Below are 26,918 nucleotides of genomic sequence, written 5' to 3'. Positions count from 1 at the left end.
TTTCAAGTGCGTTTCGCCTCTTCGGCATCTTTGCCGCGGGCGAAAACGTGCTTCTGAGATGTGCTTTCCGAGTGCCGATGAAATGCGCCTTAACCGGCGCGACTGCTTTTTCTTTTTCTTTTAACAATTCCGAAGGCAAGCTATGAGCCAACCACGCAAAGCGATCATCACCGGCGTATCCGGACAGGACGGCGCCTATCTGACCAAACTGCTGCTCGACAAGGGCTACCACGTGACCGGCACCTACCGGCGCACGAGTTCCGTCAACTTCTGGCGCATGCGTGAGCTTGGCGTGCTCGATCATCCGAATCTGCGCCTCGTCGAACACGACCTCACCGATCTCGGTTCGACGCTGCGTCTGCTCGAAGGCGCGCAGGCCGACGAGTTATACAACCTCGCCGCGCAGAGCTTCGTGGGCGTTTCGTTCGACCAGCCGGTGACGACCGCTGAAGTGACCGGCATCGGCGCACTGAATCTGCTCGAAGGCATCCGCATTCTCAACCCGAAGACCCGCTACTACCAGGCGTCGACGTCGGAAATGTTCGGCCTCGTGCAGGCCGTCCCGCAACGCGAGGACACGCCCTTCTATCCGCGCAGCCCTTATGGCGTGGCCAAGCTGTTCGCGCACTGGTCGACGATCAACTATCGCGAGTCGTACGGTCTTTTCGCGAGCAGCGGGATTCTGTTCAATCACGAATCGCCGCTGCGTGGCCGCGAATTCGTCACCCGCAAGATCACCGACACCGTCGCCAAGATCAAGCTCGGCAAGCAGGACGTGCTCGAACTCGGCAACATGAGCGCACGACGCGACTGGGGCTTCGCGCTCGAATACGTGGAAGGCATGTGGCGCATGCTGCAAGCCGATGAACCGGACACCTTCGTGCTCGCCACCGGCCGCACCGAAACGGTCCGCGATTTCGTGCGCATGGCGTTCGCTGCCGCGGGCTACCAGCTTGAATGGTCGGGCAAGGAAGAACGCGAAACCGGTATCGATGTCGCCACCGGCAAGACCCTGGTGCGCGTCAATCCGAAGTTCTATCGCCCCGCCGAAGTGGACCTGCTGATCGGCTGTGCCGACAAGGCTCACGAAAAACTCGGCTGGAAGCCGGAAACCACGCTGGAACAGCTGTGCCACATGATGGTTCATGCGGATCTCGGACGTAACCAGCATCACGAGACGTTCTGATTCGCGGTGACGAGGCGCCGCCGTGCCGGCGGTCGCGCATCGTCACCGGCTGGTGTCTTTTCTCATGCCATGCCTCGTTGCGAGAACACGCGAACAGGCGTCGCCCCTTATGGAGCGGCGATTCAAGGAATTCGACCGCCTTTCACCGCGCCCGATAGACCTCCGTTAGATCGGCAACAGTTCGACGCAAAGCACGATGATGTTTCGCAACCGGAGGCACAACCGGTGCCGCCAGGGTCCGTCGTGAAGTGCCAGTCGACCCCGCATTCGTGGCCGTCCTTCGCCATGAATCTATACATGCCCCAGCTCACCGAAATCTGCGTGCCGTCACTGCATGGCGCCCGTATCGCGGCCTGACGATCAGTCAGCTTGCGCACGCCTACGCGCGAAGGCGCCCAACTCAGGACGAGGGAGCCCGCACCGTCGATGCGCTCGCGCAATCCAACAGCCTGTCGTAATGATCTGACAGCAGAACCGGAACGGTCCGATACCTGAAACTCTCGCCATGCGGTCAAATCGGGGGTCGCGCTCAGGCGGTCCCGTCAACCGTTCGCTCCGCTCCCGCCTGGCGTGCACCTCTCCTTGGCTAGTCCCCAACCGCGGCCCATGACCGCCCACACCATTACGGCTGCCGTATTTCATTGTGTGGGTTCAATGGCGGGAGAGTCAGCTTGATCGCATCTACCTGTCAGACGGCTGATTGCAGGCAGCGGGGAATGTTGAAGGAAGGCGCTACGGCAGCCGCCCACGCGCCCACGCCCACAAAGGTCAACTACGAGATCGGTGTGGAAAATCGTTTCGTTGTCGAGCGGGTTTTGACCGCATCGAATTGGGCCGCGGGGGCAAAGGGCAGCTATCGGGCGATAACGTTAAACACGCTGGAGGAAGTCCTTGAATAAACCGCATCAGAATGGGCATGCCTCGACGCGCCCAAAAGCGCCGCCTGATCCGTTTGTTGAAGTGACTATCGTTTTCCGCGATGCACTGAATCACCCTATCGAGCGGCTCGCTGTGCGCGTTGCAGCCGGGACTGGCGCGGCGCCGGCTTCGATTTGGGTGACGGGCTCCGACACGGCCCCCCGGCCCGAGTCAGAACCGCCAGCACTAGAGGCAACGGCGAACAACAGTACTGACGCTGTGACAGACAAAGACGGGTACGCCATAACGATCCAGAACGCCGCGCGCGGCCAGCCGCTTGATGTACTGGTCAGGAACCGCCATGGACAATATGTATGGAAGGCAACGGTACGCCAGCAAAGGACGTGAATGCCTATGTGATCAACAGTCCCGAATATCATCTTGACGGTGTGACGCAGATTACGCCGCAGAATACATTCGAGCAGGACGTGACCATTCCCGTCATGAAAGACGGCGAAATCATGACGATGGATAGGCTGATTAATGAGTTTGGCCCTTACATCGGCTCCGCTCGAAAGGTCACCGAGCAGGGCAAGGTAAAAAAGGACTTTCCGGCGAAAAGGAATGAAACGCAAAACGATCCCGCCACCGGCAAATCAAAAACCACAATCACGATTGAGCATCATTACCGCGTAGTCGATACAGGCAAGCCGCGAACCATCGCGATAAATCTACTTGCATCCCGGTTGAATTTCCCAAAGAGTCTGGATATTTCCGATGCGAAGTACGCCGAGATTTCGCGGAGAATAAATTGCGAAGTCGCTGCTGTTAAGGCTGTAGCCGAGACCGAATCCTCGGGATTCGGATTCTGTGACAATGGGTTGCCAAAGATCCGCTTCGAACGCCATTATTTTTTTAGAGCATCATTGCCTGTCAACAAAAGAGCCAATGGGGTTTGGCAAAAACAGAGGAATCCGTTCCCGAAGGTGCCTGATTTGTCGTGGCCCAAATCAGGAGGCTACAGCATGGGCGAGCCCGCAGAGAATGGAATCTGAAGAGAAACTATGATAAATATAAGTAAATGGGGGCGCCTGTGCCTGATGACGTTGGCTGCACTTACTTGCAATGCCGCCAGCTCCGCAGAGGCATTGATTTTCGACAACCCTTTTTTTGTGGCAATTCGCGCTGGAGACAATGTCTACGGATACTATTACTCCAAAGACGAAAGGTTTTCCTGTCTATTCATGTTTTCAGGAGTCAACCAGCTTAAAAATATCGATAATAGATCCCCCGCCCAAATAAGAATCGAAACATATAGCCCAAACCTTCACCAGGCATCTTTTGCCTACACGGACAGGGATAAACTGTTTGACGTATCAGGAGATTTATTTGTTAGCTCAGAAAAATGGGTTATTAGAACAGAAAAGCCTCAAGGCGCCTGCAATGGGATCGGAGCAGATTTTGGAAGGTCTCCCGACGATCCCGCTGCGACGCGTTTCACCGTCGAGAAAAAGATCGAGGTCGTTGGGATTGGAATTGCGAACCGGAAGACTTTTTTCTATCGCCAGCCTGGCGCAGAAATAGAGAAAAGATTTTTGCTGAGGGGAGATATTGCGCTGATAATTTCGAAGCGCGGCGACTTTGCCCATGTCCGGTTTGCGAACCCCAACCTGGTTTCGTCGACCCGCGATCCCGTTATTACCGGATGGATACGGTCGGCCGATCTAAAAAACCCCCTTCCGCCCCTTGCGCATTAGTTACAACGCCGCAAGTTCCTCCATGCCGGATGTGATGCCAAAAACCGAGTTCCGCGTTCGCTAAGAATGCGCTCTTGCAAGAAGAGACGCGGCGCCTGATCGCACTGATCAACGCCCCGCGTCTTTTTCATTTCACCGCGCCGCAGGCTTGATTCAGTGCACCCCGCCCGCCGCAATCGCCTCGCTATACACGGAGGCCACCCGTTTCGCGATCACCGCGTTATCGAAGTTCTCGCGCGCATAACGGCGGCATGCCTGGGCATCCGGCAATTTCAGCGTACCGTTGAGCGCGCCCGCCAGTCCGTCCGCGATCGCCTTCGCACCCGTCTGCGGCAGCACCAGATCCGGCGACAAACCCGCCACCGCTTCCGGCAAGCCGCCCACCGGCGTGACCAGCACCGGCGTGCCCGAGGCCAGCGATTCGACCGTGATCAGGCCGAACCCTTCCAGCGCGACGGTCGGCACGACACTGATATTCGCCGCGCGATAGAGCGCCGCCAGATGCTGATCGGGCACGAAACCCAGCAGCTTGACGTTATCTTCCAGACCCGCTTCATTGATGCGCGCCTGCAGTTCGCCCTCGAGCCGCCCCTTGCCCGCGATCAGCAGCAGCACGTCCGGCGCACTGCGCTTGAGCAGCTTGATCGCATCGATCAGATCTTCGAGGCCCATGCGGCGCACCAGACGCCGCACCGCCAGCACGATCGGCCGGTCTTGCGGCAATTGCAGTTTGAGTCGCGCCTCGGCCGGAGATATCGGCAGATTGAACTGCTCGACATCGACGCAACCGGGCACGACGCGCACGCGGTCCGGCGCGATGCGATAGCGCGACGTCAGAATCTTGCCGAACGCTTCGGACAACACGATCAGCCGCGACGAGCGCGCATAGACCGATTGCTCCAGATAGCGCTTGGCGCGCTGGCCAAGCGAATCGGCGCCTTCCACGTGACTCTCGTCGGCCCACGGCCCCTGAAAATGCGAGACCTGCGGAATGCCGCGCGTCACGTCGAGGCCCGGAAACGTGTAGAGCGCAAAGTGCGACGAAATCACGTCCGGGCGTGACGTGCTGAGTTCCTGGCGCAGCGCGCGGCGCGCGGCCATCAGCCGCAACGGCAGCGATTGCGCGGCGGAGCCGAAGCCGTTGATCGCGCCACCGGTGTCGGCGGCTACCTTCGGCGAGCCGGCCACCACGCCGCGCACCGCGACGCCCGCGCCCGGCAGCGCGCCGACCAGCGAGTAGTACATGCGGTCGAGGCCGCCCGCGCGCTCGGGGAACCAATGCATCCCGATCTGCAGCGATTTGATAGAGCTCGTCGTCATGGTTGTGACCCCTGTGCGTTTTGAGAGTTGTGATGGTTAAGCGATGAAACCGCCGGCGGGTCGATGCGAACCCGCCACGTCATTCCGCGCTCTTCTGGCCGGCCAGCGTGTTCAGCGTCAGCGCGTCGGTCTTGGCGACCGCCGCTGCTTCCGCTTCGCTGCGCCGGCGATCCTTCTGCTGCCCCGCCAACTGGCGATACAGCGCGATGTATTGCGCGGCCATGCGCGCCCAGCCGAAGCCGGTTGCGAGTTCGTTGGCGGCCACGCCCATCGCACGGCGCGCCGCGTGGTTCTCGGCGAGGCGTGCGACCGCGTGGGCCAGCGCCTTGGGATCGTCCGGATCGTCGAGCACGATGCCGCATTCCGGCGTGATGATTTCAGCGCCGCCTGCCGTGCGCGCTGTGACCACGGGCAAGCCCGCCGCCATCGCTTCGAGCAGCGACAGGCTCATCGCCTCATAGCGCGACGGGAACACGAAGGCGTCGACCGAATGCATCAGCACCGGCATTTCTTTCACGAGACCGAGAAAATGCACGCGATGCGCGATGCCGAGCGCCTTCGCCTCTTCCGGATACGGACTGCCCGGCAGGAAGCCGGCCACCGCGATCTGCACGTGCTCGGGCAAAAACTTGAGCGCGGCGAGTACGGTGCCAAGGTTCTTGCGCGGCGTGCGCAGGTCGCCGACGAACAGCAGCAGGAACGCGTCCTTCGGCAAACCGAATTTCTCGCGGTCGCCGGAGGCCGCGGCAAAGCCTTGCGTATCGACGCCGTTGTAGATCACGTCGACACGGTTGTCGGGCGTAAGGCCGATCGCGCGGATCTCATCGGCGACCTTTTGCGACACTGCGGTGATGACCTTCGAGCGCCGGTAAGCCCAGCGCTCCAGCAGCGCATTGCAGCGCGTATAGACCGACTGATACGCGGACCACACGCCCTTGGTGAGCCCGAACGGGTAGTACTTGCTGCCGAACCAGCCGCTATGCACGAAGTGCGAGGTGTTGACGTCGGCGGGCATCCACGTAATGAAGCCGTTCACGTGCAGCACGTCGTACTCGCGGCGATGCGCGCGCAGCCACATCGCGCTCTTGAATGCGAACACCTGCTGGCGCAGCAGATTGGTCGGCCACCAGCGGCCGATTTTTACCGGCACCCAGCGGACGTTCGGATGCGCGAGCAGATCCGGCGCGACGTGCGAGGCGACCAGCGTGACGCCGATGTTCTCGTCGAGCGCCGCGCGGGCGATCTCGTGGTTGACGCGGCCCTGGCCGTCGTTATGGCGCACAACGTGCGTGACAATGGCGACTCTCAATCAGTGCCTCCGTGGATAGATAGCGTGCGGTATGACGCATTGGCGCGGTCGATTTTTTCGTAATGCACCGCGGAAAGAATCGAGAAAACACCCATGAAAAGCAGCAGACCGCCGGTGCCGACCAGCGAATTGGTGAACACCAGCATCGCAAAGGTGGCAAGACTCAGGCTCATGCAGGCGGACACGAATTTGTCGTTGCGCAGCTTGAACGACGCGAGCACCGCGCGCGTCACCAGCCAGATGATCCCGGACATGTAGAGCAGCGTGCCGGGCCAGCCGAGCACGAACGGAATGTTCATCACGCCGCTGTCGAAGTTGCCGTACTGGCCGAGCTGGCCGCCGTCGTTCGAGAGCTTGGTGGAGGTGCCGGTGGCGCCCATGCCTTCGCCGGATACATCGGTAAAGGCCGTTTTGGCGAAGGTCGCGTAGAACTCGTTACGCGCGGCGTAGCTCTGGTCGTCGTTCAGGTTGACGATGGTGGTCAGGCGCGCCTGCATCCGCTCGGCCACCGGGCCGACCGCCAGCAGCGGCACGCATAGCCCCGCCAGCAACACCGCGCTGGCCACGATACGCACGCGCACCTTGTTGTTCGACTTGACGAGCTGGATCAGCAACGCGATGACCCACCCGCCCCACGTCGAGCGCACGAGGCTCAGCGCGAACGAGAAAAAGCCCAGCGCCGCGGCAACCCAGCGCACCCGGTGCGTGGCCGCCATCACGAAGACCATCGCGCCCATCATCGCGAACGCGAACGGTCCCGACGAATTCATCGTGCTGAACACGCGCACGCCCATCGGCACCGGATCGCCTTGCGAGTTCATCTGCGAGCCGAGCATCCACAGCGCGTCCCACTGCGGCATGATGAAGAACTGCACGAGGCCGTAGCCGCCCATCACCAGCATGCCCCAGATGAACGTGTTGACGATGGTGTCGCGGTACTGCGGATACTGGCGCGTGTTCGCCATGATGTGAAAGCCGATCAGGATCGGATAGAGCCAGTTCGCGAGGTCGTAGGTGGCCGCGAGCGGCCCGCTCGACATCACGCCCACGAGGAACGCATAGATCAGCCCGAGCAGGACCAGCAGCACCGGCAGGCCGCGCCGTTGCGCGAGCAGCTTGTAGTAGCGCAGCAGCGACAGCGCGCTGATCATCGTCACCGCGAGCGGTGCGACCTGAATCAGGCTGGTCGGTGTGAACGATCCCTTGGACCAGTCGGCCAGACGCCGCACCTCCGGACTCAGGAACCACAGCCACCACATGAAGCCGATATAGCGCGCCGGGCTCTTGAAGTAGAGCCACAGGCCGGTCAGGATCGCGAGCACCGGAAACGCGAGCGTGAGCACCGTGCCCTGATGCGCGCCGATCAACAGCGTCGTGACGAACCACAGCAAAGCCTCCGGCAGCCATTCCTTGCGGGCGCGGGACTTGGCCCGCCCCGTGCCGTTCGCGCTTGCGGCGCTTCGCGCAATCGTCGACATCGTTCAGAGACCCCCGCGCGACTGGCGCGCCGACCGCTCGGACTCGGACACACCCGCAGCCACCGTCGTCATGCCGGCCGCCGAGCGCGCGCGTGTCGCGGCGCGCGAGCGCAGCATCTCCTGCGTGATCCGCACATGCTGCATGGCGTAGTGCTGCGTGGTCAGATCGCGGGCGAGCAGGCCGGCCGCGGCCGCCTGCGCCTGGCGCAATGCGTGCATGGGCTCGGCGGCGAGCTGGTCCACGGCCTCGCGCAACGCCTGCGGGTTGAACGGCGGGATATAAGACGCCTCGCCGGCCGGAAAATAATCCTGCAACGCGCCGACATTCGTGACCACCATCGGCTTGCCGACCGCGGCGGCTTCGAGCATGACGGTGATGCCGGAGGCGTGCGAATTCGGCCGCAGCGGCACGACGATCACATCGGCCCAGTCGTACAGTTCGTGTTGTTTCCTGATGCCGGAGAACAGCGCGATCTCGACGTTGGGCGCCCGCAGCGAAGCGGGAATGCGCCGCCGCGTCGCGAGCTTCACCGTGTAGCGCGCGTCGTTGCCGAATGCCTTGATGAGCGTTTCCCAATCGCGGTCACGGTCGTTGCCGATGGCGGCGATGCGGATCGGCGTGTGCGGCGTCCATTCGGTGGGCGTCTTGACCGGGAAATCGCGCGTATTCAGACCGTACAGCAACGCCTTGGCGTCGCGATCGAAGTAACGCTGGCACAGCCCGGCGTTTTCGCTCGCGAGCGTGGTGAGCTGGTCGGCGCGCGCCATCAGCTTGCGATACAGCCAACTGCGCAGCATGCCGTAAGAAGGCCATTTATCGAGCAGCCACACGCTTTGCGCGAGCAGCAAGGGGCCGTGATCGGCGCCGGCCTTGCGGCCGCTCAGCAGCAGCATGAGCGCCGCGGAGAGCCATTCCTGTTCGGTGTGCGTCCAGATCACGTCCGAGCGCAGCATCTCGGCGCGGTTGCGCCACGTATGAATGAAGTCGAAGCCGAGCGCCGCCTTCAGCGCACGGCGCAACAGGCGCACCGGTTTGCCTTCGCGGGCGTCCTGCGAATAGGTGAGCTTGAACGCGTCGGATTCCGCGTGGTGATAGCCGTACAGACAACCAATGTCGTCGCCCTGTCGATAAAAGCGCGGGTCGGCGCCGTAAAACAGATGAACGTGAACTTTCGTACTCATGCAGACACTCCGCTCTGCCGGTGGAAAGGGGCATCGGCGGCCCTGATGCGGGCCGTGCGCCGATGCGCGAACGTGCGGGACGTGCGGCGCGGTGTCGTGCTCACGCGGCGCGGGACAGCGCGCGGCGCGCTTCGTGCGCGCCGGTGCGCACGGCTCGCCAGCGCGTGAGCTTCAGGCCCGCCTGCTTCGAGAGCAGCGCGAGCGCCGCGTGCGTGAGCCCTGGATAAACTCGCGTGCCGACCAGCGTCCACCACCACCACGCGGTCTCGCGGTGCAGCGGCGGCAACTGGTCGCGCAGGATCAGATGGAAGTTGAACGCGGCGTTGCGCAAGGCCGCCATGGTTTGCGCGTCGCGCCGGTCGTCGTCGAAACGCTCGGCGGGAAAGTGATCGACCGCCACGCGCGGGTCGTACATCAGCTTCCAGCCGGCGTTCCTCACTGCCAGGCTGAACGCCATGTCGTTGTGAACCTGTGCGCCCGCGCCGCGCAGGCGCGCGTCGAAGCGGATGGTGCGCACCGCCTCGCGGCGGTAGCTCATGTTCGCGCCCTTCAGAATGTCGACTTCGCGCGCACCGCCCACGCCGAGATGATGATTGCCGATAATCTTGCCGTGCGCCGTGACCTTGCCCACCAGCGGCCGCTCGCCGTCGAGCACGCGACCTTTCTCGTGCACCCAGTCGCGCCCGCCGAGTGCGCCGAGGCGCGCATCGCTCGCGAACGCGGCCGCAATGCGTTCGACCCAGTCGGCGTGCGGCGCGGCGTCGTCGTCGGTGATCGCGATCACGTCGCCTTTGGCCGCGTCCAGCCCGCGATTCAGCGCCGCGACCTGGCCGGGCACCTCGACCAGCGCCACCGAGAGCGGCAACGCGCCCGGCACGGCCGGATCGCGCAGGCAGGCGTGGGTCGCTTCGTCGTCGGCGCGCGCCACCACCACTACTTCGTCCGGCAGACGCGACTGCCGTTGCAGCGCGGCGAGGCAGCGCGCCAGATCGGCCGGGCGTCGATAAGTCGGAACCAGTACCGTCACTTTCATCGTGATGTCCTTTTTTAACGTCGTTGGGCGAGGTTCGAGTTGCATCCCTAAACGCATCCGGCTCAAGTGCTCAGGTATTCCTGAACCGCCGCGTAGCCCCGGTCGTAGCCGCCGCGCGAGCGGGCCGGCATGCCGTTGAAAATGCCGCCCTGCACGTGCACGCCGGCCGCGCGCAGACGCTTCAACGCGTCCGCGATCTCGCCTTCGCTGTGTACGCCCGAGCGCATCACGAAGAAGGTCGAACCGGCATACGCGCCGATAATCGACGCATCGGTCACGGCCAGCACCGGCGGCGTGTCGATCATGATCACGTCGTAGCGTTTGGCGAGACCGTCGAGGTATTGCGGCAGGCGCGGCGACATCAGCAGTTCCGACGGATTGGGCGGACGGCGGCCGCACGAGATGAAGCTCAGGCCGTCCACGTTCGAGCTGCGGATCGCTTCTTCCAGCGAGATCTGCCCGCTCAGCAATTCGGACAGACCGTTATCCGGCACGCCGCCCAGATAGCGCTCGAGCACGCCGCGGCGCATGTCGCCATCGATCATCAGCACGCGCTTGCCCGAATTCGCGAGCAGCACGGCGAGGTTGACCGTCAGGAAGCTCTTGCCGACCCCGGCCATCGGACCCGTCAGCATGACGATGCGGTTCTTCGCATCCATCATGGTGAACTGCATGGAGGTGCGCAGGCTGCGCAGGCTTTCCACCGTGACGTCCTTGGGCCGCGCATTCGCGAGCACCGAGCGCAGGCGTTCGCCGCCGCGCTGGAAGCTGGTCTCGAGCACGGCCTGTTCGGCGCTCTGCGGCACGAGGCCGAACACCGGCAGATGGAATGCGCGCTCGATGTGATCCGGGTCGTCGATGCCCTTGAACATATTGCGGCGCAGGAACACGAAACCCGTACCCGCGATCAGCCCGAGAATCACCGCCGCCGACAGGATCAGCGCCTTTTTCGGCTTGACCGGCACGCCCGGACGCAGCGCGACGTCGACGATATGCACGTTGCCGCCGGTGCCGGCCTTCTGCACCGACAGTTCCTGCACGCGGTTGAGGAGCAGCACGTAGATGTCTTCGGCCACCTTCGCGTCGCGCTGCAATTGCACGGCCTTCACTTCGGTGGCCGGCAGATCGCGGAAGCGGTCGGCGTATTTGGTGCGTTGCGCCTGCAATTCGGCCATCTGCGCACGCGCGGCGACGAGCATCGGGTGATCGTCCCCGTAACGCTCGGTGAGCTGCGCCATCTGCAGGCGCAAGCCGGCGATCTGCTGCTCGTACTGCACGCTGCCTTCGAGGTAGACCTTGGCCTCGTCGCTCGCGTTGATCGAGCCGGACTGACGCTGATACGCGGTCAAGGCGGCCTCGGCGCGTTCGAGATCGGACTTCAGGCGCGGCTCTTCACTCTTCAGGAAGTCGAGCATCTTGCTCGCGTCGGCCTGCTTGTTCAGCACGTGCTGGCGCACATACGACTCGGCCAGCGCATTGGCGACGAGCGCGGCATGTTCGGGGCTCTTGTCTTCCAGCGAGATCTGGATCACGCCGGTTTGCTTACCCTGCTCCTGCACCGTGATGGCCGACTGGAACGCGGAGATCGCGTCGAGGTCGTTGGCGCGCATCACCGTGAATTCCTCGCCCGGGCGCGCCACCAGTTTGTTGACCATCATGGTCACGCCGCCGCCCTGCTCCTGCTGGCCGACGAGGCCGCGCAGCAACAGCGCGCCGTTTGCCGCATACAGTTCGTAGTGCTGGTCGTCGATCACCTTCATGGTGAGCTTCTGGCCTTCCAGCGCGGGCACCACGTCGATCGAATCGACGTCGGCCTCTTCACCGCCCCATGCGTACGACGACAGACCCAGCCACGGACGCGCCGGCTGACCCGGCGTCGCCATGCGCGCGGCGATGCTGCCGAGGAGCGGCAGCGTCTTCGGCGTGACGCTGAAGTTCAGCTTCAGTTGCTGCACGACCGGGCCGACCACGCCGCGGCTCTTGATGATTTCGATTTCCGCGTCGGTGGGCAGCGAGGTCGAGCCGGTGGTGATCGCGGCACCTGTCTGCGTCTGCGTGAGCGCCTGCGACGTGTTGTCGGACTGCTCGACCCGTACATGCGCGTCGGCGGAATAGATCGGCTTGGCGAGGAAACAGTACGCGCCCGCGATCGCGACGATCACGGCGGCAATCGCGATGAGCCACCAGATGTCGTCGAGGATCACCTGGACCAGTTGTCCGAGGACGACGTCCTCTTCTTCGGTCTTGATCGGACCGGCCATGTGTGGAGAGATTTGGTTGCTCACAGTTCGCTTCCCGTATCGGTTACATCGGCATTTGCTTCGGTCCCGCGCCGCGTCCCTGAAGGACGGCGCGGCGCGGGCCTGACGACGGCTCAGACGATTAGCGCGTCAGCTGTTTCAGGTAGAACAACGTCTGCACACTCGGCAACACCTGCTGCAACACACGGTTGAAGGTGGTCGACGCAGCGGTGCCCACGTACACGACATCCAGCGGCTGCAACTGGAACTGCGAGGACAGCATGATGGCGTCCGGTTGCGTCATGTCGAGGCGGTAGACATCCGGCGTGGTCGGATGGTCTTTCATGCCGCGCATCACGAAGATCTGGCGCGGATTGGCGTCCGTGTCGAGAATGCCGCCGCCTTGCGTGAGCGCATCGGCGATCGTCATGCGGCCTTTGATGATCGGCAACTGGATCGGCGTCTTCACCTCACCCATCACGAACACGCGGCTGTCGGTGCGGTCCGGCACGTTGATCACGTCGCCGTTCTGGAGCATCACGTTCTGCGTGGTGTCGCCGCGATCGAGCATGCGGTCGGCGTCGAGCACATAGAGTTTGTTGTTGCGCGTGAGACGTACGCGCTGAATGTCGGCGTCCGCATTCGTGCCGCCCGAACGGGTGATCGCGTCGACCAGCGTGAGGGGCACGTCGCTCATGGCGAGCGGGCCCGGCGTCTTCACTTCGCCGGTCACCTGCACCTTCTGGCCGCGGTACGACAGCACGCGCACGTCGACTTGCGGATTGCGGATATAGCGCACGAGGCCGGCGCTCAACTGATCGCGCACCTCGCCGACGGTTTTGCCGGCGGCCCGGATGCGGCCGACGAACGGGAAGAAGATCGTGCCGTCGGCGGCGATGGTCTGGCCGTACGGGTCGGCCTGGCCCGGCAGCGCGGCCGTATACGGCTGCTGCAAGGCGCCGCCGACCGACTGCGTGGTGTTGCCGCCCGCCGACAGCGTGCTGCCCTGCGGCGTGGTCAGTTCAGGGTGGTCCCACACGGTGATGCCGAGAATGTCCTGCGGCGACAGGCGGTACACGTACTGCGACGGGTCGCTCAGCGTCGAGGGCGGCAGCACCTGCGTCTTCGCGGCGGCGGCTTGCGCCTGCGCGGTCACGACGGCGGCGTCGATCACATGGACCGGATAGGTCTCGGCGGGTTGACTGTCGTGCTGGCCATCGTCTTTCAGACGGGAGGTGTCGAGGTAATTGCCAGGTGCGGTGGCGCAGGCCGACAGAAAGGACGTCAGCAAAAGCGTGGCGGCAAGGTTCGACTTGAAATTCGTGTACTTGCCGTTCGCGAACGAGTGTGCAGCGAGTTTTTTCATCAGCATATTTTTTTCAGCCATCCCATGACCAGATGTTCGATGAGCACGAGACTCTCCCTATAAGCGGTTTCCGCACCGCCATGCGGATCGGCGACGTCGGAATCCGCTTCCCACTTGCCGAGCGGATAGACCTTGCCGCGCGAGGCCGGATCGAGCGCTTCGACGTCGCTCACCTGCGCGCGCTCGGTGACCAGCACCAGATCGGCGTTGCGCACGAGTTGCCGGTTCAGACGCCGTGAGTAGTGGATGCCCGAGGCGACGCCCTGCTCGTCGAGCAGGCGCCGCATCACAGGGTCCATGCCGTGACCGTTCACCGCGCGCAGGCCCGCCGAATGAAACGCGATCGGCGCCGAATGCGAACGCGACGCCGCGCGTTGCCGGGCCTTGAACAGCATTTCCGCGGCAGGCGAACGGCACACGTTGGCGTGGCAAACGATCAGAACGTTGGCAAACATGGCAGGCTCCGGGATGAGGCGCGTGGTGACGGCGTATCCGTGCGTCGGAACCGGATCAGCGGCCGGCTTCGGCCGTATCCGGCGTTTCCGCCGCTTCCGATCGCGCGAGCGGCAAGCCGTTTGCGCCGACCTTCGCCGGTGCGTTGCGCAGCGCGTGCTGACGGCCGATCGCCTGATACTCGATGCCGAGTTCGAGCAGCGCGTCCGGTTCGTACAGGTTGCGGCCGTCGAAAATCAGCGGCGTCTTGAGAATCCGTTTGAGCGAATCGAAGTCCGGGCTCTTGAACACCTTCCACTCGGTGAGGATCACCAGCGCGTCGGCGCCAACGGCCGCATCCATCTCTTCCTTCACGAATTCGAGGCGCGCGTGCTGCTGCGGCACGTCCTTCAGATCGAGCGCGAACACCCGCTTCGATTCGTCGATCGCGACCGGGTCGTACGCCTTCACGCGAGCGCCGCGGCGCAGCAGTTCGGCGATCAGCGGACGGCTCGGCGCTTCGCGCATGTCGTCGGTATTCGGCTTGAAGGCGAGGCCCCATACGCCGAAGGTGCGGTCCGACAGATCTTCGCCCAGACGCGAGACGATCTTGTGCGCGAGCACTTTCTTCTGCGTGTCGTTGACCGCTTCGACCGCTTCGAGAATGCGCAGATTCGCCTTGTGGTCCGCGGCCGTGCGGATCAGCGCCTGCACGTCTTTCGGAAAGCACGAACCGCCGTAGCCGCAACCGGCATACAGGAAGTCATAACCGATGCGCGGATCGGAACCGATGCCGCGGCGCACCGCCTCGATATCCGCGCCAACGCGGTCGGCCAGATTCGCGAGTTCGTTCATGTACGAAATACGCGTGGCCAGCATGGCGTTGGCCGCGTATTTGGTGAATTCGGCCGAGCGCACGTCCATGTACAGCGTGCGTTCACGATTGCGGTTGAACGGCGCGTAGAGGCGCTTCATCAGTTCGCGCGCTTTCTCGCCGGGCACGTCTTCGTCGCAACCCAGCACGATGCGATCGGGCCGCGTGAAGTCTTCCACCGCCGCGCCCTCTTTCAGGAACTCGGGATTCGACACCACCGAGAACATATGCGCGGCATTGCGTTCGGCCAGCTCGGCGGCGATCACCTCGCGCACGCGCGAGGCCGTGCCGACCGGCACCGTCGATTTGTCGACGATCACCTTGAAGCCCGACATATATCGGCCGATATTGCGCGCGGCGGCCAGCACGTATTGCAGGTCGGCGGAACCGTCCTCGTCGGAGGGCGTGCCGACCGCGATGAACTGGATATCGCCGTGCGCGACGGCCGCTTCGACGTCGGTCGAGAACTTCAGACGGCCGGCCTTGCGATTGCGCGCGATGATCTCCTGCAGACCCGGTTCATGGATCGGCACACCGCCGTTGTTGAGCACGTCGATCTTGCGCTGATCGACGTCGAGACAGAACACATCGTGGCCGATGTCGGCCAGACACGCGCCCGTCACGAGGCCCACGTAGCCACTACCGATGATCGTCAGGTTCATGTATTACACCTCGAAAATGGAGTTGATTCAGGAATGCGCTCGCGCGATGCGTTGCGCGGCTAAGGCTCAATAAGCGTGCAATGAGCGGGTAATCAGCGGGTCAATATGCGTTGCTGCCCACGAAGCCCTTCCACAGCGTCAGCACGACGATCTTGATGTCGAGCCAGAAGGTCCAGTGCTGCATGTAGTACAGATCGAGCTTGACGCGGCCCATCATCTTTTCGATGCGATCGGTTTCGCCGCGATAGCCGTTGATCTGTGCCCAACCGGTAATGCCCGGCTTGATCCGGTAGCGGTGCATGTAGCCCTTGACCAGGTCCTTGTAGATGTCGTCGTGTTCGAGCGCATGCGGACGCGGGCCGACCACCGACATCTCGCCGCGCAGCACGTTGATGAACTGCGGCAGCTCGTCGAGGCTCGTGCGCCGCAAGAACGCGCCGACCGCGGTGATGCGCGGATCGCGCCGCGTAGCCTGGGTGATCTTGCCAACCTCTTCCTTGTGCACGCGCATCGAGCGGAACTTGTAGATCTCGAACTGATTGCCGTCGATACCTTTGCGCTTCTGCCGGAAGAACACGGGACCGGGCGAGTTCAGCTTCACCGCGGCGGCGATCACCAGCATGATCGGCGCGAGCGCGGTCAACGCGGCGAGCGCGAACAGACGGTCGAACACGCGCTTGGGCAGCACGCGCAGATCGGTGATCGGCGAGGCGGCCAGGTTGATCGCCGGCACGCCGAGCAGATCGACCATCGGCTGATTGAAGAGCGTGAGGCTGCGCACGTCCGGAATGAAGCGGATGTTCACGAAGTCGTTGCGCAGGTCCATCACGAAGCGATGGATCGCTTTCTCCTTCGAGATCGGCAGCGCGAGCCACAGTTCGCGGATCGCGCGCTGGCGCACGAGGTGCAGCATGCGTTGATAGTCGCGCTCGACCGGCACGCCTTCGATCGCCTCGCCCGCATCCGGGTCTTCATACGGATTGATCGTGCCGTCCTCGTCGAACACCACGACCGGGCTGAACCCAGCCTCCGGACGGCTGCGCATCTGCTGGATCAGAAAGCGCCCATACGGCGCGCCACCGACAATCGCCACCGCGCGCTGATTGAAGCCCTCGCGGCGCAGTCCGCGCAGAATCGAATAGACGATCACCTTGGTGACGATCAGGAGCACGATGGTCGCCACGGCCCAATAAACGAGCCACAGCCGCGACAGGCTGTCCGAGCGGTGCAGGCTGAAGCTGATCAGCACGCCGGTGATTTCCACCAGCAGCCAGCCGCCCGCCACGCGGCTCAGCATGTCATACAGCGGCTTGCCGCGCCATGACTGATAGATCCCGAGCGCGGGGAAAAACACCACCACCAGCAGACAGTCGAACGCGAGCGAGACGCTTTGCATATCGTCCAGCCACACCACTTTCCCGCTGTGCACGGCCGCCGCGATGGCGGCGCCGAGCGCGACCATGGCGATGTCGATGATTCTCGATAGAACGCTCAGCATGCGCTGCCCCTCAGTTCGTCAGTCAAGTGCCATCCGTTGGTTGATTGAAATCCGGTCCAGCGACGGGACGCACAACGCCGGTATGCGCGTCATGCAAATTCATGCGCGACGCGAAACTATTTGAAGCCGTGCTAATTGCCCTTCTGTTTCCCGTTCGAAAAACCGTCTACACGGCCGGATTGGGAAACGCGTGTCGGAATGAGTGAATACCCTTGTACAGGTATAGATAAAGCGATATTAAAATTCCCGCCGCAAGACCGCAAAATATCTCAAATTGTATCGGTCAAAATTCCAGCATTTTTTCTCAATTTTGTTCGGCAATTCTTACCGGATTTGGTGTTTGACTGATGCCCGGCAAGCGTTTATACGAGCCAATTTCATGCTTTCTGAGCGTTTTCCTACGAAGCTTACGCAGCGCCTTCTGTCGTTATTCTGCGGCATGAATGACGATAAAAAAATGGTGCGGGATTTTTTTCGGGTAATTTTTCTTTTTAAAAAATTATCCGGACATTTTTTCTTCACGAAATGGATAAATTTATTGGGCGCTTTATATAGTTTCTATTTAACGCGCTTTTATTGATTCCTGAGTTCGTGATAAAACTCGACGCATTCACCCAGCCTCGAGGAGTCCATCATGACAGCTCCGGTTACGGCCACGCCCGCCGACACCCGGTCTATGCAAGTCAAGTCCCTGAACGTCAAGCTCAAGGTTCATCCCGTGATTCTGGCAGGCGGCTCCGGCACGCGGTTGTGGCCGATGTCGCGCGAACAGCACCCAAAGCAGCTCATCGGCCTGCTCGGCGAAGATTCGCTGCTGCAATCCACCACGCGCCGTCTCGACGGACTTGAAGCCGGCTATCCGCTTACCGAGCAACTCGTCGTGGTGGCTAATGAAGACCAGCGCTTCACGACCGCCGAGCAACTGCGCACGAGCGGCAAGCCAACCCGGCTGATTCTCGAGCCCACCGGACGCGACACGGCGCCGGCGCTCACGGTGGCCGCCCTCTCCGTCGCCGCGCAGGACGAAGACGGCATCATGGTGGTCATGCCCGCCGATCACGCTGTCACGGATATCGACGGATTTCATGCGGCAGTGGCGACCGGCGTGCAGCACGCGGCAGCTGGTCATATCGTCACGATGGGTATCGTGCCGACGCGCGCGGAAACGGGCTATGGCTACATTCGTATCGGCGCGGCGCTTGGCACGACTAATGATGCACAGGAAGCCGGTGTCGAAACCATCGGCAAGATCGGCGCACACAAGCTCGATCGCTTCGTCGAGAAGCCGCATCTGGAGTTGGCGCAGCGTTATATCGAATCGCAGGAGTACTGGTGGAATAGCGGCATCTTCATCATGCGCGCGTCCACCTGGCTGAAGGCGATCCGCCATTTCCAGCCGGCCATTTACGAAGCCTGCGACGCGGCCTTCGCGGGCGGCAAAGCGGACGGCGACTTCTTCCGTCTGCAACGCGACGCGTTCAGCGCGTCACCGTCGAATTCGATCGACTACGCGGTGATGGAACAGCTCGGCAACGATCAGAGCGCGGCCTCGGGCATCGTCGTGCCGTTGCAGGCGGGCTGGTCCGACGTGGGTTCGTGGGACGCGATCTGGGACATCTCGGACAAGGACGCCGATCAGAACGTAGGGCGTGGACGTGTGATGTTCGAAGGCGCCGCCTCGACCTTCGCGCATTCGGAAGGACGCCTGATTGCCTGCGTGGGCACGCAGGATCTCGTGGTGGTTGAAACGGCCGACGCCATTCTGGTGGCCGACAAGTCGCGCGTGCAGGACGTCAAGAAGATCGTGGGACGGATTCGCAACGACGGCGGACTGGAGGCGGCCAATCATCGCAAGGTGCACCGCCCGTGGGGCAACTACGATTCCGTCGACACCGGCGAGCGCTTCCAGGTCAAACGGATCGTGGTGAAACCGGGCGCGCGGCTCTCGCTGCAAATGCATCATCACCGCGCCGAACATTGGATCGTCGTGCGCGGCACCGCACTCGTCACGCGCGGTGAAGAGCGCTTTATCGTCTCCGAAAACGAATCGGCCTATATTCCGCTGGGCGTCACCCACCGCCTGGAAAACCCCGGCAAGATGCCGCTCGAAATGATCGAGGTCCAGTCCGGTTCGTATCTCGGCGAAGACGATATCGTGCGCTTCGACGACACCTACGGACGCCAGTAACGCACGTCAACCCAGGGCGTCAGGAATGGCGTCCTGCTGACATCACCAGTGAATCACAACGAATGAAGCGGGAACCTGCGGCGGTTGCTCCTACCGGCCGCGGGGAAATGCCGTGCTAGCCGCCGCCCTCATCCCGCGTGGGAGATGAGTTCTGTGTACGACGGAAAACGGTCTGATGCACTGCTCTCGGTTGCTGCGTTGACAGCCGCCGGTTCGCCGGGATAACGGCGCAAGGGGCCACGGAACGCGTTCAGCGGTCCATGCAAAGGCGCGCCGTGATTGACCGCGACCGGCTCCGGCACATGGCGCAGGGCTGGCAACGGACGAGCCGCGGCGTGCGCCGGGTTCGCTGACGCATGCGCCGATGCTGCTGATTCAGCTGCCGCTGCCAGCGTGAGGCATTCACGGTCGATCCACTGGCGCGCCCAGTCCAGCGCGTAGTGCTCTGCCGCTTGCGCATCCTCAAAGCGCGGGCCGACGAGGCCGGAACGCTCGACGCGTTTGCCGTCCTTCATGATTTCCGCCCATGCGCGATACATGGCGTTCGGCACCCGCTCAGCCGAGACATAGATCACATAGCCGCGGTCGGCGATTTCCGTGCCGCGAGGCGCGAGACTCATCGACAGCGGACTGCGCCGATCATCGGGCGCGGGGGTGCCGCGCGCCGACGCGATGGCGGAGTTCAAACCGTGCATGGCCGCATTCACCGCGCCCGCTTCGTCCGCGCGAGGCAGTTCTGCGCGCGCGACATACCGCGCAGGCGCTGCACCGTGCGACGCCGGTGCGCGCGACACTGGCGAGACGTTCGTCATGCCGTTCGCCACACCGCTTGAAAGGCCGCTTGAAACCGCGCCTGAAACTCCGTTTGAAGTTCCATTAGCAACCCCGGACAACTGCCGCGTCATGTCGGCAATCGGATCGGCCGAACGCCAGTTGGCGAGGCTGCTCGACATACCGGGCGCCTGCCACGACTCGGGACTTCTCCACGACACGCCACGCAGATTCTCGTCGCGCGTGCGGGGGCTTTCCGCTACCGGTGCGGCGGGTTTGGCCGCGACGGGCGGCGCCGGTTGAGGGACGTACGCAAAAGTGCGACCGGTTTGCGACAACAGCCGAACCATCTCCAGCAGCGTGCCGTTCAATTGCCACTCTTCAAAGCGGCGCCGGCAAGTGGGACCCGACGGGTAACGGCCGGGCAGTTTTGACCAGGGTTCACCGGTTGTGAGAATCCACAGGACGGCGTTCGCCACGATGCGCGGTTCGGCGCGAGGCCGGCCACGCCGGTTTAAACGGACGGCCGGCTCGTCTGAGACAAGCGCTGCCAGCAGCGCCCATTCGTCATTGCTTAGCTCATCGAAAAACATTGGGTTTTCTCCACGCAGCCTGGCCGGGCCGCGGCTTTGGGACGCCACGAATTCAACTTTCACGATTCGTGTGCAGCCCGCGGTTGCACAAATATGTTTTGTACGTTCTGTCAGCTGGTCAAACCCGCCCTTTCTTAGTGCGGCTTATCCCTATTGCGAAGCACAAAACGTGGTCTCACTCGTGCATGGGAGAATTTGTGCACGAAGCATACCATCCCCAGGGTTTCCGTGAATATGAGTGAGACAAGTGTTACGGATAGAAACAATCTTGTCCTTTTTGCTGCGTCTTTTCTCGCATTACCGTCACAGAACTCCTGTCGCTTCCGGGCACAAAACGACGCTATTGCGGCGCACAACATTTAGGCATCACGCGTGAATAGGCTTTAATGAATCGGCGATCTCCTCGACTCGATATTTCGATGCATTTCGCTTGCGGCTTTGTGAGGAACAGGCGTGGGGAAGCCGCGCCCGGAAAGACTATGCGCGGTACATGAGCGCGTGGACATCGGCCTGTGCGACGCGGCGAACGCAGCGCGCCACCCGCCGACTGACTGCGCGGCTCAGCGCTTCTCCGATACGACCCGCTCGATTGGGTTTCAACGTACCGGCTTTGCCGCGCCCTCGCCGACCACCGTCGTCCATTCACGCACGCGCCAGCGCGTCACGAGACCGGAGAGCACATAGGGATCGGCTTGGGCAAAGGCTTCGGCGACTGCGGGAGAGTCGCTCTGAAAGAGCAGAACAGCGGTGTCGGTGGGCTCGCTCAACGCGCCGCCCAGCAGCAGTTCGCCGCGCCCCGCGGCGGCCCACGCGAGCTTCAGATGCTCGTCGCGGTATACGGCACGCCGTTCCAGGTAGTCGGACACCAGGTCATACATCAACAGATAGTGCATGGAGAGCCTCCTTGGGACGGTGCGGGGAAGGGGACCAGCGACGCAACCGCGGCATGCATCGCGGTCAATATTACCCATATATCGGGATACAGAATTTCATGCCGATTTACTATTCAATTGCACCTGCAGCAATGCACAAAGCATGTTTGAATTTCCAGATTCATTCTATCGAATGATGCCGTGCTAATTCGTTTGTATTCGCCTTATGCAATTAATCTGGAATGCATAACATAATTCGACATGGCCGCCATTGTCCTTTCATTCTCCAATCCGGCGCGAATCCCCGCCACGTAGGGGAAAACCAGCGTGAGCGCGTGTCAACCGGATTGCTGTTTTGGCCGTTCTGGCAGACAGCATTTGCCATAATGGACGTGCCGAGGGTCCTGGATACCGTTGACGCCCGCGCGCATGAACGACCAAAAACGTTTTCACCACCGATGGAGTGTCACATGAAAATCCAATCCGCTATCGCTACGCTGGTGCTGGGCGCTGTCCTCGTTTCGCCGGTGTTCGCGGAGAACAGCCAGCAAACGAAAATGGCCGACTGTAACAAGCAGGCCGGCGACAAGAAGGGCGACGACCGCAAGGCATTCATGAAGACCTGCCTGTCCGCCAAGCCGGCCGCCGCCGCGCCGATGAGCCAGCAGGACAAGATGAAGGCGTGCAACACGCAAGCCACCGACAAGAAGGGTGATGACCGCAAGGCGTTCATGAAGAGTTGCCTGTCGTCCGCGCCGTCCAAGTGATCACAGCAAGTCAAACATAGCGAATCGGCGCCGCGCGACGAGCGCGGCGCACGAGCGCTTTCCGTTCGAACACAGCGACGCCGTATCCGGCGCGCTGTTTGCCTGCCTCCCGCCCCGCCCTTCACTGTCCACCCGCCCGAACGCGCCATTTTTCTTCTATGATGGCTGCGGAGACGGCCCACCCCCATATACAACATTAGACGGGCCGCCATCTTGTCGTTGGTGCTGCAGAGCATCCATCGGAGGCAAGGATGGTATCGAAGCATAAAAACCGCTGGCTGAGGCGGTGGCTGGTCGTCATCATATTCTGGGCGGTGCCCGTGGCGATCGTGGCGGTGAGCGAGATTCGCGAGGAAATGGCGTACAACGCCGTCGACCTCGACCGCGCGCTCACCAGCTGGAATTTCACCGACGCACAACGCGCCGCCGGCGCCCCTGCGCGCTGCCGCGGCAAGCCCGATGAGGCGCAAGCCGCAGGCTGCCCAAGCGAGGTGCTGGCCGCGAACGCGGCGCGTCAACAGGACGCCCGCAATGAATACAGCGTGCGCCGCGCTACGCTGATGGCTTACCTCTGGCATGCATTCGTCGGCTACTGGATCGTGCCGGCCGTGACGCTGTTCCTGCTCGGCATGTTGATCGGCATGGTGCGTCGCGTATTGCGGCGTCCGCCTGCGGTCAAAAGTCCGGCGAATCACGGATGAAAGTGCTCATCCGATCCGGCATCAGATCTGCGGCGTCGAAGCAACACTTTCAGTTTGATTGCAACGCTTATACGCCCGGCGAAAAATCGGTAAAAATGATCCGTCGACGCGCTCACGCGTACCCTTCCATTGAGCCCAATCAAATCAGGCACGATTTCCCCGGAACCATTCCAACGCGCGGCGCGCGCGGCTACGCCGCAGGCTCCCGCAGCAGTCAAAATTACAGCACGACGTCTTACGATTTGCCCGAAACCCCCGTCACACAAGGCTCTTGGCCTGCCAAGGAAGCGCGCCATTTGTGCTTGCGTGTGATATAACTCAAAGGCAACCCGGCAATATCAAATGAGGTTGCGCCCCGGAACCATGACGGAGAAAAACGATGCAAAGACGAAACTTCATGTTGAAGACTACCGCTGCGCTCGCTTTCGGAGGCCTTGCACTCGCTGGTTGTACGACGAACAAAGGCAACCCTGACACACCCGCCACCGACGCATCCAAACGCCAGTCGATCGACGCTAGCGTCGAAGGCACCATGTCGCGGCTCTTCACGACCGTGCAAGGCTCGCGCGAACTGGTCTCGAAGGCGCGCGGCGTTCTCGTTTTCCCGTCGGTACTTCAGGTGGGCTTTATCGTCGGCGGTCAGTACGGCGAAGGCTCGCTGCGGGTCGGCGGCGGCACGGTCGGCTACTACAGCACGATTTCCGGTTCGTTCGGCTTTCAGGCAGGTGCGCAATCCAAGGCGATCATCTTCCTGTTCATGACGCAGGATGCACTGGATAAATTCCGCAATGCCGACGGCTGGTCGGCGGGCGGCGACGCCTCGGTCGCGCTGGTGAAGATGGGCGCAAACGGCGCGATCGACACCAACACGGCAACGGCGCCGGTCGAGGTGTTCGTGCTCACCAATGCCGGCCTGATGGCCGATGTATCACTGCAAGGCACCAAGGTCTCGCGTCTGAAGATCTAACGCGCGCGGTCCGATTGCCGGTCTGCGGGGTGTGCGTCTGATCCGCCGGGTTCCGTGAGCAGCGGTGGCCGGATCAGACGCAATCCCACGCGGACCGCCTGTGCATTGCAAACAACGCGGCACGCGCCGCGCCGGTGAGCTTTTGTGGGCCGAGGTTCAGCGCGGGCGTACCGCATGGCCTGACGCACAAGTCCCGGCCGTCCGCGGCGCCTCGCTGTTCCGAGTGATGCGGCAATAAAAAGCGGCGGTGCGCACCACGCATCGCCGCTCTTTTTTATCCCGCCGCGTTGGCTGAATCCCTTCGGATCAGCTTCCCGACGTATCGATCACCTTGAAGCGCGAACGCTTCTGCGCGCGAATCACCGACTGATACGCGTTCACATACTGTTGAGCCATGCGGTGCGAGGTGAAGCGCTCCTCGAAGCGCTGCCGCACGCCCGCACGCGGCATCTTGTGCAGACGATTGACCGCCGCCACGGCGCCGATCTCGTCTTCCACGATAAAGCCCGTCACGCCGTCTTCCAGCACTTCCGGCACCGAGCCGCGGTTGAACGCGATCACCGGCGTGCCGCATGCCATTGCTTCGATCATCACGAGACCGAACGGCTCGGGCCAGTCGATCGGAAACAGCAACGCGTGCGCACCGGACAGGAACTCGGCCTTCTGATGATCCGCAATCTCGCCGATGAACTCCACATAGGGCAAATCCAGCAACGGACGGATGTCGCGTTCGAAATACTCGCGGTCGGCCGCGTCCACCTTCGCCGCAATGCGAATCGGCATACCGCAACGGCCGGCAATCCGGATCGCCGTGTCGACCCGCTTTTCCGGCGAAATCCGGCCGAGAAACGCCAGGTACTTCTGCTCGACCGGTTGCGGCGTATAGAGCTGCTCAGGCAAGCCGTGATACACGGTGGTCAACCACTTGGCCTGCGGCAGCGGATGGCGCTGCGCGTTCGAAATCGAGATCACGGGCGCCGTGTTAAAGGTGTCGAATACCGGCTGTTGCTCCGGCAAGTCGAGCCGGCCGTGCATGGTCGTTACGAACGGCGTTTCCTGACGCTTGAAAACCGAGAACGAGTAATAGTCGAGGTGAAAATGCAGAACGTCGAAGTCTTCGGCCTGGCGGCGCACCAGTTCCATCAGCAGCATATGGGGCGCGACGCGATCGCGAATGCCCGGGTCGAGCCGCAGCGCGCGCGGCCAGACGGCTTCGAGCTTCGCGCTGGTCACGGAATCGCCGCTTGCGAACAGCGTCACGTCATGGCCGAGTTCGACCAGCGCCTCGGTGATGTACGACACGACGCGCTCCGTGCCGCCGTAAAGCTTCGGCGGCACCGATTCGGTCAGAGGGGCGATCTGCGCAATCTTCATATTGTGTCTCCGTAAGCTGACGGGCTTGCGCCTTGGGCGGTGCACGTCAGCGGCGCTGCGTATGACAGCGCCGATACCTCCGATCAATGCAATGGTCGCGCTCGGGCGCGATGCAGGACCGGCATCGATGCATTATTCACTACGGGACAACAAAAAACCGCCAATCTTGCATTTTCTCGGCGCTGTTACATCCAGCTTACATGCGGCGCGCCGCCGATACGATTGTGCGGTTATCTCGCCGGCCATTTCCACGGCGGCAAATCTCGATCGTCCGGGTCGGCGATACGGGTCGCGCCGAAGTGTTTCTCCAGCACGATCGACTGGCTCGCCTCCTCGCGCTCGAGCGACGCGATCAGCCGCGCCGCGTGCGACACCACCAGCACCTGCGAATGCGTGGCGGCTTGCGCGATCAGGCGGGCGAGCGCCGGCAGCAAATCCGGATGCAGGCTCGTTTCGGGTTCGTTCAGCACGAGGAGTTCGGGCGGACGCGGCGTCAACAGCGCCGCGACCAGCAGCAGGTAGCGCAAGGTGCCGTCCGACAGCTCCGCGCCTTTCAGCGCTCGCAGCAAGCCATGCTGCTGCATCACCACTTCGAAGCGGCCGTCCTGGGTCGCGATGTCGAGGCGCGAGCCTGGAAAGGCGTCGTCGATGGCGGCGTCGAGCGCGGCCGGGTCGCCGATCTCGCGGATAGTTTGCAAGGCCGCGGCGAGGTCCGCGCCGTCGTTCGCGAGCACCGGCGTGTGCGTGCCGATCTGCGGCAGACGCGCGGGCGCTTCGGCGTCGGTGCGGAAATGGTCGTAGAAGCGCCACGAGCGGATCTGCTCGCGCACCGTGACCATCTCGGGCGCGGTGCGTGGATCGGAGAACTCCGTCATCATGCTGTCGAAGCTGGCGACGGGTTGCGGAATGGTTTGCCAGTCGCCACGCTCATCGCGCGTGCGCAACGCCGGGCCGTGCCGGTCCACCAGCAAGGCTGAAGGCCGCAGCACCGGGCCGCTCCAGATGCATTCACGCTTGATGACTGGATCAAGCGTGAACTTGCTGGGAATGGGAGGTGACGGCCGCTCTGGCGCCGGCAGACCGAGATCGATCGCATAGCCGAACTGGTCGCCGGCAAAGCCTAGCCGCAGACTCACAGGCTCGTTGCGCCGCGTGCCCTCGACCGGAAACTCGCCGGCCAGCACCGCCCGCGAAAAGCGCTCAGGACCAGCCCACAACGTGGATGGCAGGCCGCCCTCGCGCGCCAGCGAAGTAATCACCCCGCCGCGCGCCGTCTCCGCCAGCAACCGCAGCGACCGATACACGCTCGACTTGCCGCTGCCATTGGCGCCTGTGATCACGTTCAGGCGGCCGAGCGGCACGATCAACTCGCGCAGCGACCGGTAACCCGCGACAGCCAATGTGGTCAACATGCGTCCGCCTGACGTTCAGCCGCGTATGCGTGCGCGCTCCGTGGCGCCGCTACGCGCTCACACGCGGCGAAACGTCCG

Annotated in this window: 23 protein-coding genes; 9 read left to right on the top strand and 14 right to left on the bottom strand. The window is 62.6% G+C overall.

Features of this window, described 5'->3' with window-relative positions:
• Positions 1-142: 142 nt before the first annotated feature.
• The 4 genes from gmd to P0D71_RS23965 all read left to right on the top strand — a co-directional run bounded on the left by gmd (position 143) and on the right by P0D71_RS23965 (position 3,801).
• Positions 143-1,186 (top strand): GDP-mannose 4,6-dehydratase, encoded by a 1,044-nt coding sequence (gene gmd / locus P0D71_RS23980; protein WP_408184702.1) that lies wholly within the window; start codon positions 143-145, stop codon positions 1,184-1,186.
• 716 nt (positions 1,187-1,902) lie between these two features.
• Complete coding sequence (locus P0D71_RS23975; protein ID WP_408482444.1) at positions 1,903-2,085, top strand: hypothetical protein; 183 nt, start codon at positions 1,903-1,905, stop codon at positions 2,083-2,085.
• Positions 2,086-2,418: 333 nt separating this feature from the next.
• Complete coding sequence (locus P0D71_RS23970; RefSeq protein WP_408482442.1) at positions 2,419-3,099, top strand: N-acetylmuramidase domain-containing protein; 681 nt, start codon at positions 2,419-2,421, stop codon at positions 3,097-3,099.
• 45 nt (positions 3,100-3,144) lie between these two features.
• Complete coding sequence (locus tag P0D71_RS23965) at positions 3,145-3,801, top strand: hypothetical protein (RefSeq protein ID WP_408482441.1); 657 nt, start codon at positions 3,145-3,147, stop codon at positions 3,799-3,801.
• 153 nt (positions 3,802-3,954) lie between these two features.
• Here the strand turns inward: P0D71_RS23965 and P0D71_RS23960 are convergent, their stop codons facing one another.
• The 10 genes from P0D71_RS23960 to P0D71_RS23915 form a co-directional block, all read right to left on the bottom strand.
• Positions 3,955-5,121 carry a glycosyltransferase family 4 protein gene (locus P0D71_RS23960; RefSeq protein WP_408184698.1) on the bottom strand — a complete coding sequence of 389 codons (1,167 nt, stop codon included), beginning with the start codon at positions 5,119-5,121 and terminating at the stop codon, positions 3,955-3,957.
• A 79-nt stretch (positions 5,122-5,200) separates the two neighbouring features.
• On the bottom strand, positions 5,201-6,430 hold the full coding sequence (locus P0D71_RS23955; RefSeq protein ID WP_408482439.1) for a glycosyltransferase family 4 protein: 1,230 nt from the start codon (positions 6,428-6,430) through the stop codon (positions 5,201-5,203).
• Entirely contained in the window at positions 6,427-7,908 is a 1,482-nt protein-coding gene (locus tag P0D71_RS23950; protein ID WP_408482437.1) for a glucose-6-phosphate isomerase, read from the bottom strand. The genes P0D71_RS23955 and P0D71_RS23950 overlap by 4 nt, the downstream gene beginning before the upstream one ends.
• 3 nt (positions 7,909-7,911) lie before the next feature.
• Positions 7,912-9,090: a glycosyltransferase gene (locus P0D71_RS23945; RefSeq protein WP_408482435.1), complete on the bottom strand. Its 1,179-nt coding sequence runs from the start codon at positions 9,088-9,090 to the stop codon at positions 7,912-7,914.
• A gap of 100 nt (positions 9,091-9,190) precedes the next feature.
• Entirely contained in the window at positions 9,191-10,123 is a 933-nt protein-coding gene (locus P0D71_RS23940; protein ID WP_091800524.1) for a glycosyltransferase family 2 protein, read from the bottom strand.
• Positions 10,124-10,185: 62 nt separating this feature from the next.
• Positions 10,186-12,384 carry a polysaccharide biosynthesis tyrosine autokinase gene (locus P0D71_RS23935; protein WP_408343594.1) on the bottom strand — a complete coding sequence of 733 codons (2,199 nt, stop codon included), beginning with the start codon at positions 12,382-12,384 and terminating at the stop codon, positions 10,186-10,188.
• 121 nt (positions 12,385-12,505) lie between these two features.
• A complete protein-coding gene (locus P0D71_RS23930; RefSeq protein WP_091794289.1) occupies positions 12,506-13,735 on the bottom strand; it encodes a polysaccharide biosynthesis/export family protein in 1,230 nt (409 codons plus the stop codon).
• Complete coding sequence (locus tag P0D71_RS23925; RefSeq protein WP_091794292.1) at positions 13,729-14,184, bottom strand: arsenate reductase/protein-tyrosine-phosphatase family protein; 456 nt, start codon at positions 14,182-14,184, stop codon at positions 13,729-13,731. The genes P0D71_RS23930 and P0D71_RS23925 overlap by 7 nt, the downstream gene beginning before the upstream one ends.
• Positions 14,185-14,239: 55 nt before the next feature.
• Positions 14,240-15,697 carry a UDP-glucose dehydrogenase family protein gene (locus P0D71_RS23920; protein ID WP_408482433.1) on the bottom strand — a complete coding sequence of 486 codons (1,458 nt, stop codon included), beginning with the start codon at positions 15,695-15,697 and terminating at the stop codon, positions 14,240-14,242.
• A gap of 100 nt (positions 15,698-15,797) precedes the next feature.
• Positions 15,798-17,195 carry an undecaprenyl-phosphate glucose phosphotransferase gene (locus P0D71_RS23915; protein WP_408482432.1) on the bottom strand — a complete coding sequence of 466 codons (1,398 nt, stop codon included), beginning with the start codon at positions 17,193-17,195 and terminating at the stop codon, positions 15,798-15,800.
• 634 nt (positions 17,196-17,829) lie between these two features.
• On the opposite strand from P0D71_RS23915, the gene P0D71_RS23910 reads away from it, so the two are divergent.
• A complete protein-coding gene (locus tag P0D71_RS23910; RefSeq protein WP_408482430.1) occupies positions 17,830-19,383 on the top strand; it encodes a mannose-1-phosphate guanylyltransferase/mannose-6-phosphate isomerase in 1,554 nt (517 codons plus the stop codon).
• A gap of 128 nt (positions 19,384-19,511) precedes the next feature.
• Here the strand turns inward: P0D71_RS23910 and P0D71_RS23905 are convergent, their stop codons facing one another.
• Together P0D71_RS23905 and P0D71_RS23900 are read right to left on the bottom strand one after the other, a co-directional pair.
• The gene (locus P0D71_RS23905; RefSeq protein ID WP_408292777.1) at positions 19,512-20,747 is read right to left on the bottom strand and encodes a DUF6566 family protein; all 1,236 of its coding nucleotides are present in this window, start codon (positions 20,745-20,747) and stop codon (positions 19,512-19,514) included.
• Positions 20,748-21,343: 596 nt separating this feature from the next.
• Positions 21,344-21,640: a YciI-like protein gene (locus P0D71_RS23900; protein WP_408292780.1), complete on the bottom strand. Its 297-nt coding sequence runs from the start codon at positions 21,638-21,640 to the stop codon at positions 21,344-21,346.
• 449 nt (positions 21,641-22,089) lie between these two features.
• Between P0D71_RS23900 and P0D71_RS23895 the strand changes: the two genes are divergently transcribed.
• The 4 genes from P0D71_RS23895 (at position 22,090) to P0D71_RS23880 (ending at position 24,054) form a co-directional block, all read left to right on the top strand.
• Complete coding sequence (locus P0D71_RS23895) at positions 22,090-22,386, top strand: PsiF family protein (RefSeq protein ID WP_408184690.1); 297 nt, start codon at positions 22,090-22,092, stop codon at positions 22,384-22,386.
• A gap of 251 nt (positions 22,387-22,637) precedes the next feature.
• A complete protein-coding gene (locus tag P0D71_RS23890; protein WP_408482428.1) occupies positions 22,638-23,087 on the top strand; it encodes a hypothetical protein in 450 nt (149 codons plus the stop codon).
• Entirely contained in the window at positions 23,084-23,404 is a 321-nt protein-coding gene (locus P0D71_RS23885) for a hypothetical protein (RefSeq protein ID WP_408482427.1), read from the top strand. The genes P0D71_RS23890 and P0D71_RS23885 overlap by 4 nt, the downstream gene beginning before the upstream one ends.
• A 62-nt stretch (positions 23,405-23,466) precedes the next feature.
• Positions 23,467-24,054: a BPSL1445 family SYLF domain-containing lipoprotein gene (locus P0D71_RS23880; RefSeq protein WP_408184687.1), complete on the top strand. Its 588-nt coding sequence runs from the start codon at positions 23,467-23,469 to the stop codon at positions 24,052-24,054.
• Positions 24,055-24,360: 306 nt separating this feature from the next.
• On the opposite strand, the gene P0D71_RS23875 is transcribed toward P0D71_RS23880, so the two are convergent.
• Both P0D71_RS23875 and P0D71_RS23870 read right to left on the bottom strand, forming a co-directional pair.
• On the bottom strand, positions 24,361-25,428 hold the full coding sequence (locus P0D71_RS23875) for a glycosyltransferase family 4 protein (RefSeq protein ID WP_408292786.1): 1,068 nt from the start codon (positions 25,426-25,428) through the stop codon (positions 24,361-24,363).
• Positions 25,429-25,658: 230 nt separating this feature from the next.
• On the bottom strand, positions 25,659-26,840 hold the full coding sequence (locus P0D71_RS23870) for an AAA family ATPase (protein ID WP_408292788.1): 1,182 nt from the start codon (positions 26,838-26,840) through the stop codon (positions 25,659-25,661).
• Positions 26,841-26,918: the final 78 nt, after the last annotated feature.

The sequence above is a fragment of the Paraburkholderia sp. RL17-383-BIF-A genome, from assembly GCF_046028015.1.
Taxonomy (GTDB): domain Bacteria; phylum Pseudomonadota; class Gammaproteobacteria; order Burkholderiales; family Burkholderiaceae; genus Paraburkholderia.
The sequence above is the reverse complement of the archived record's forward strand: the minus strand, read 5'-3'. Positions and strand labels throughout refer to the sequence as shown.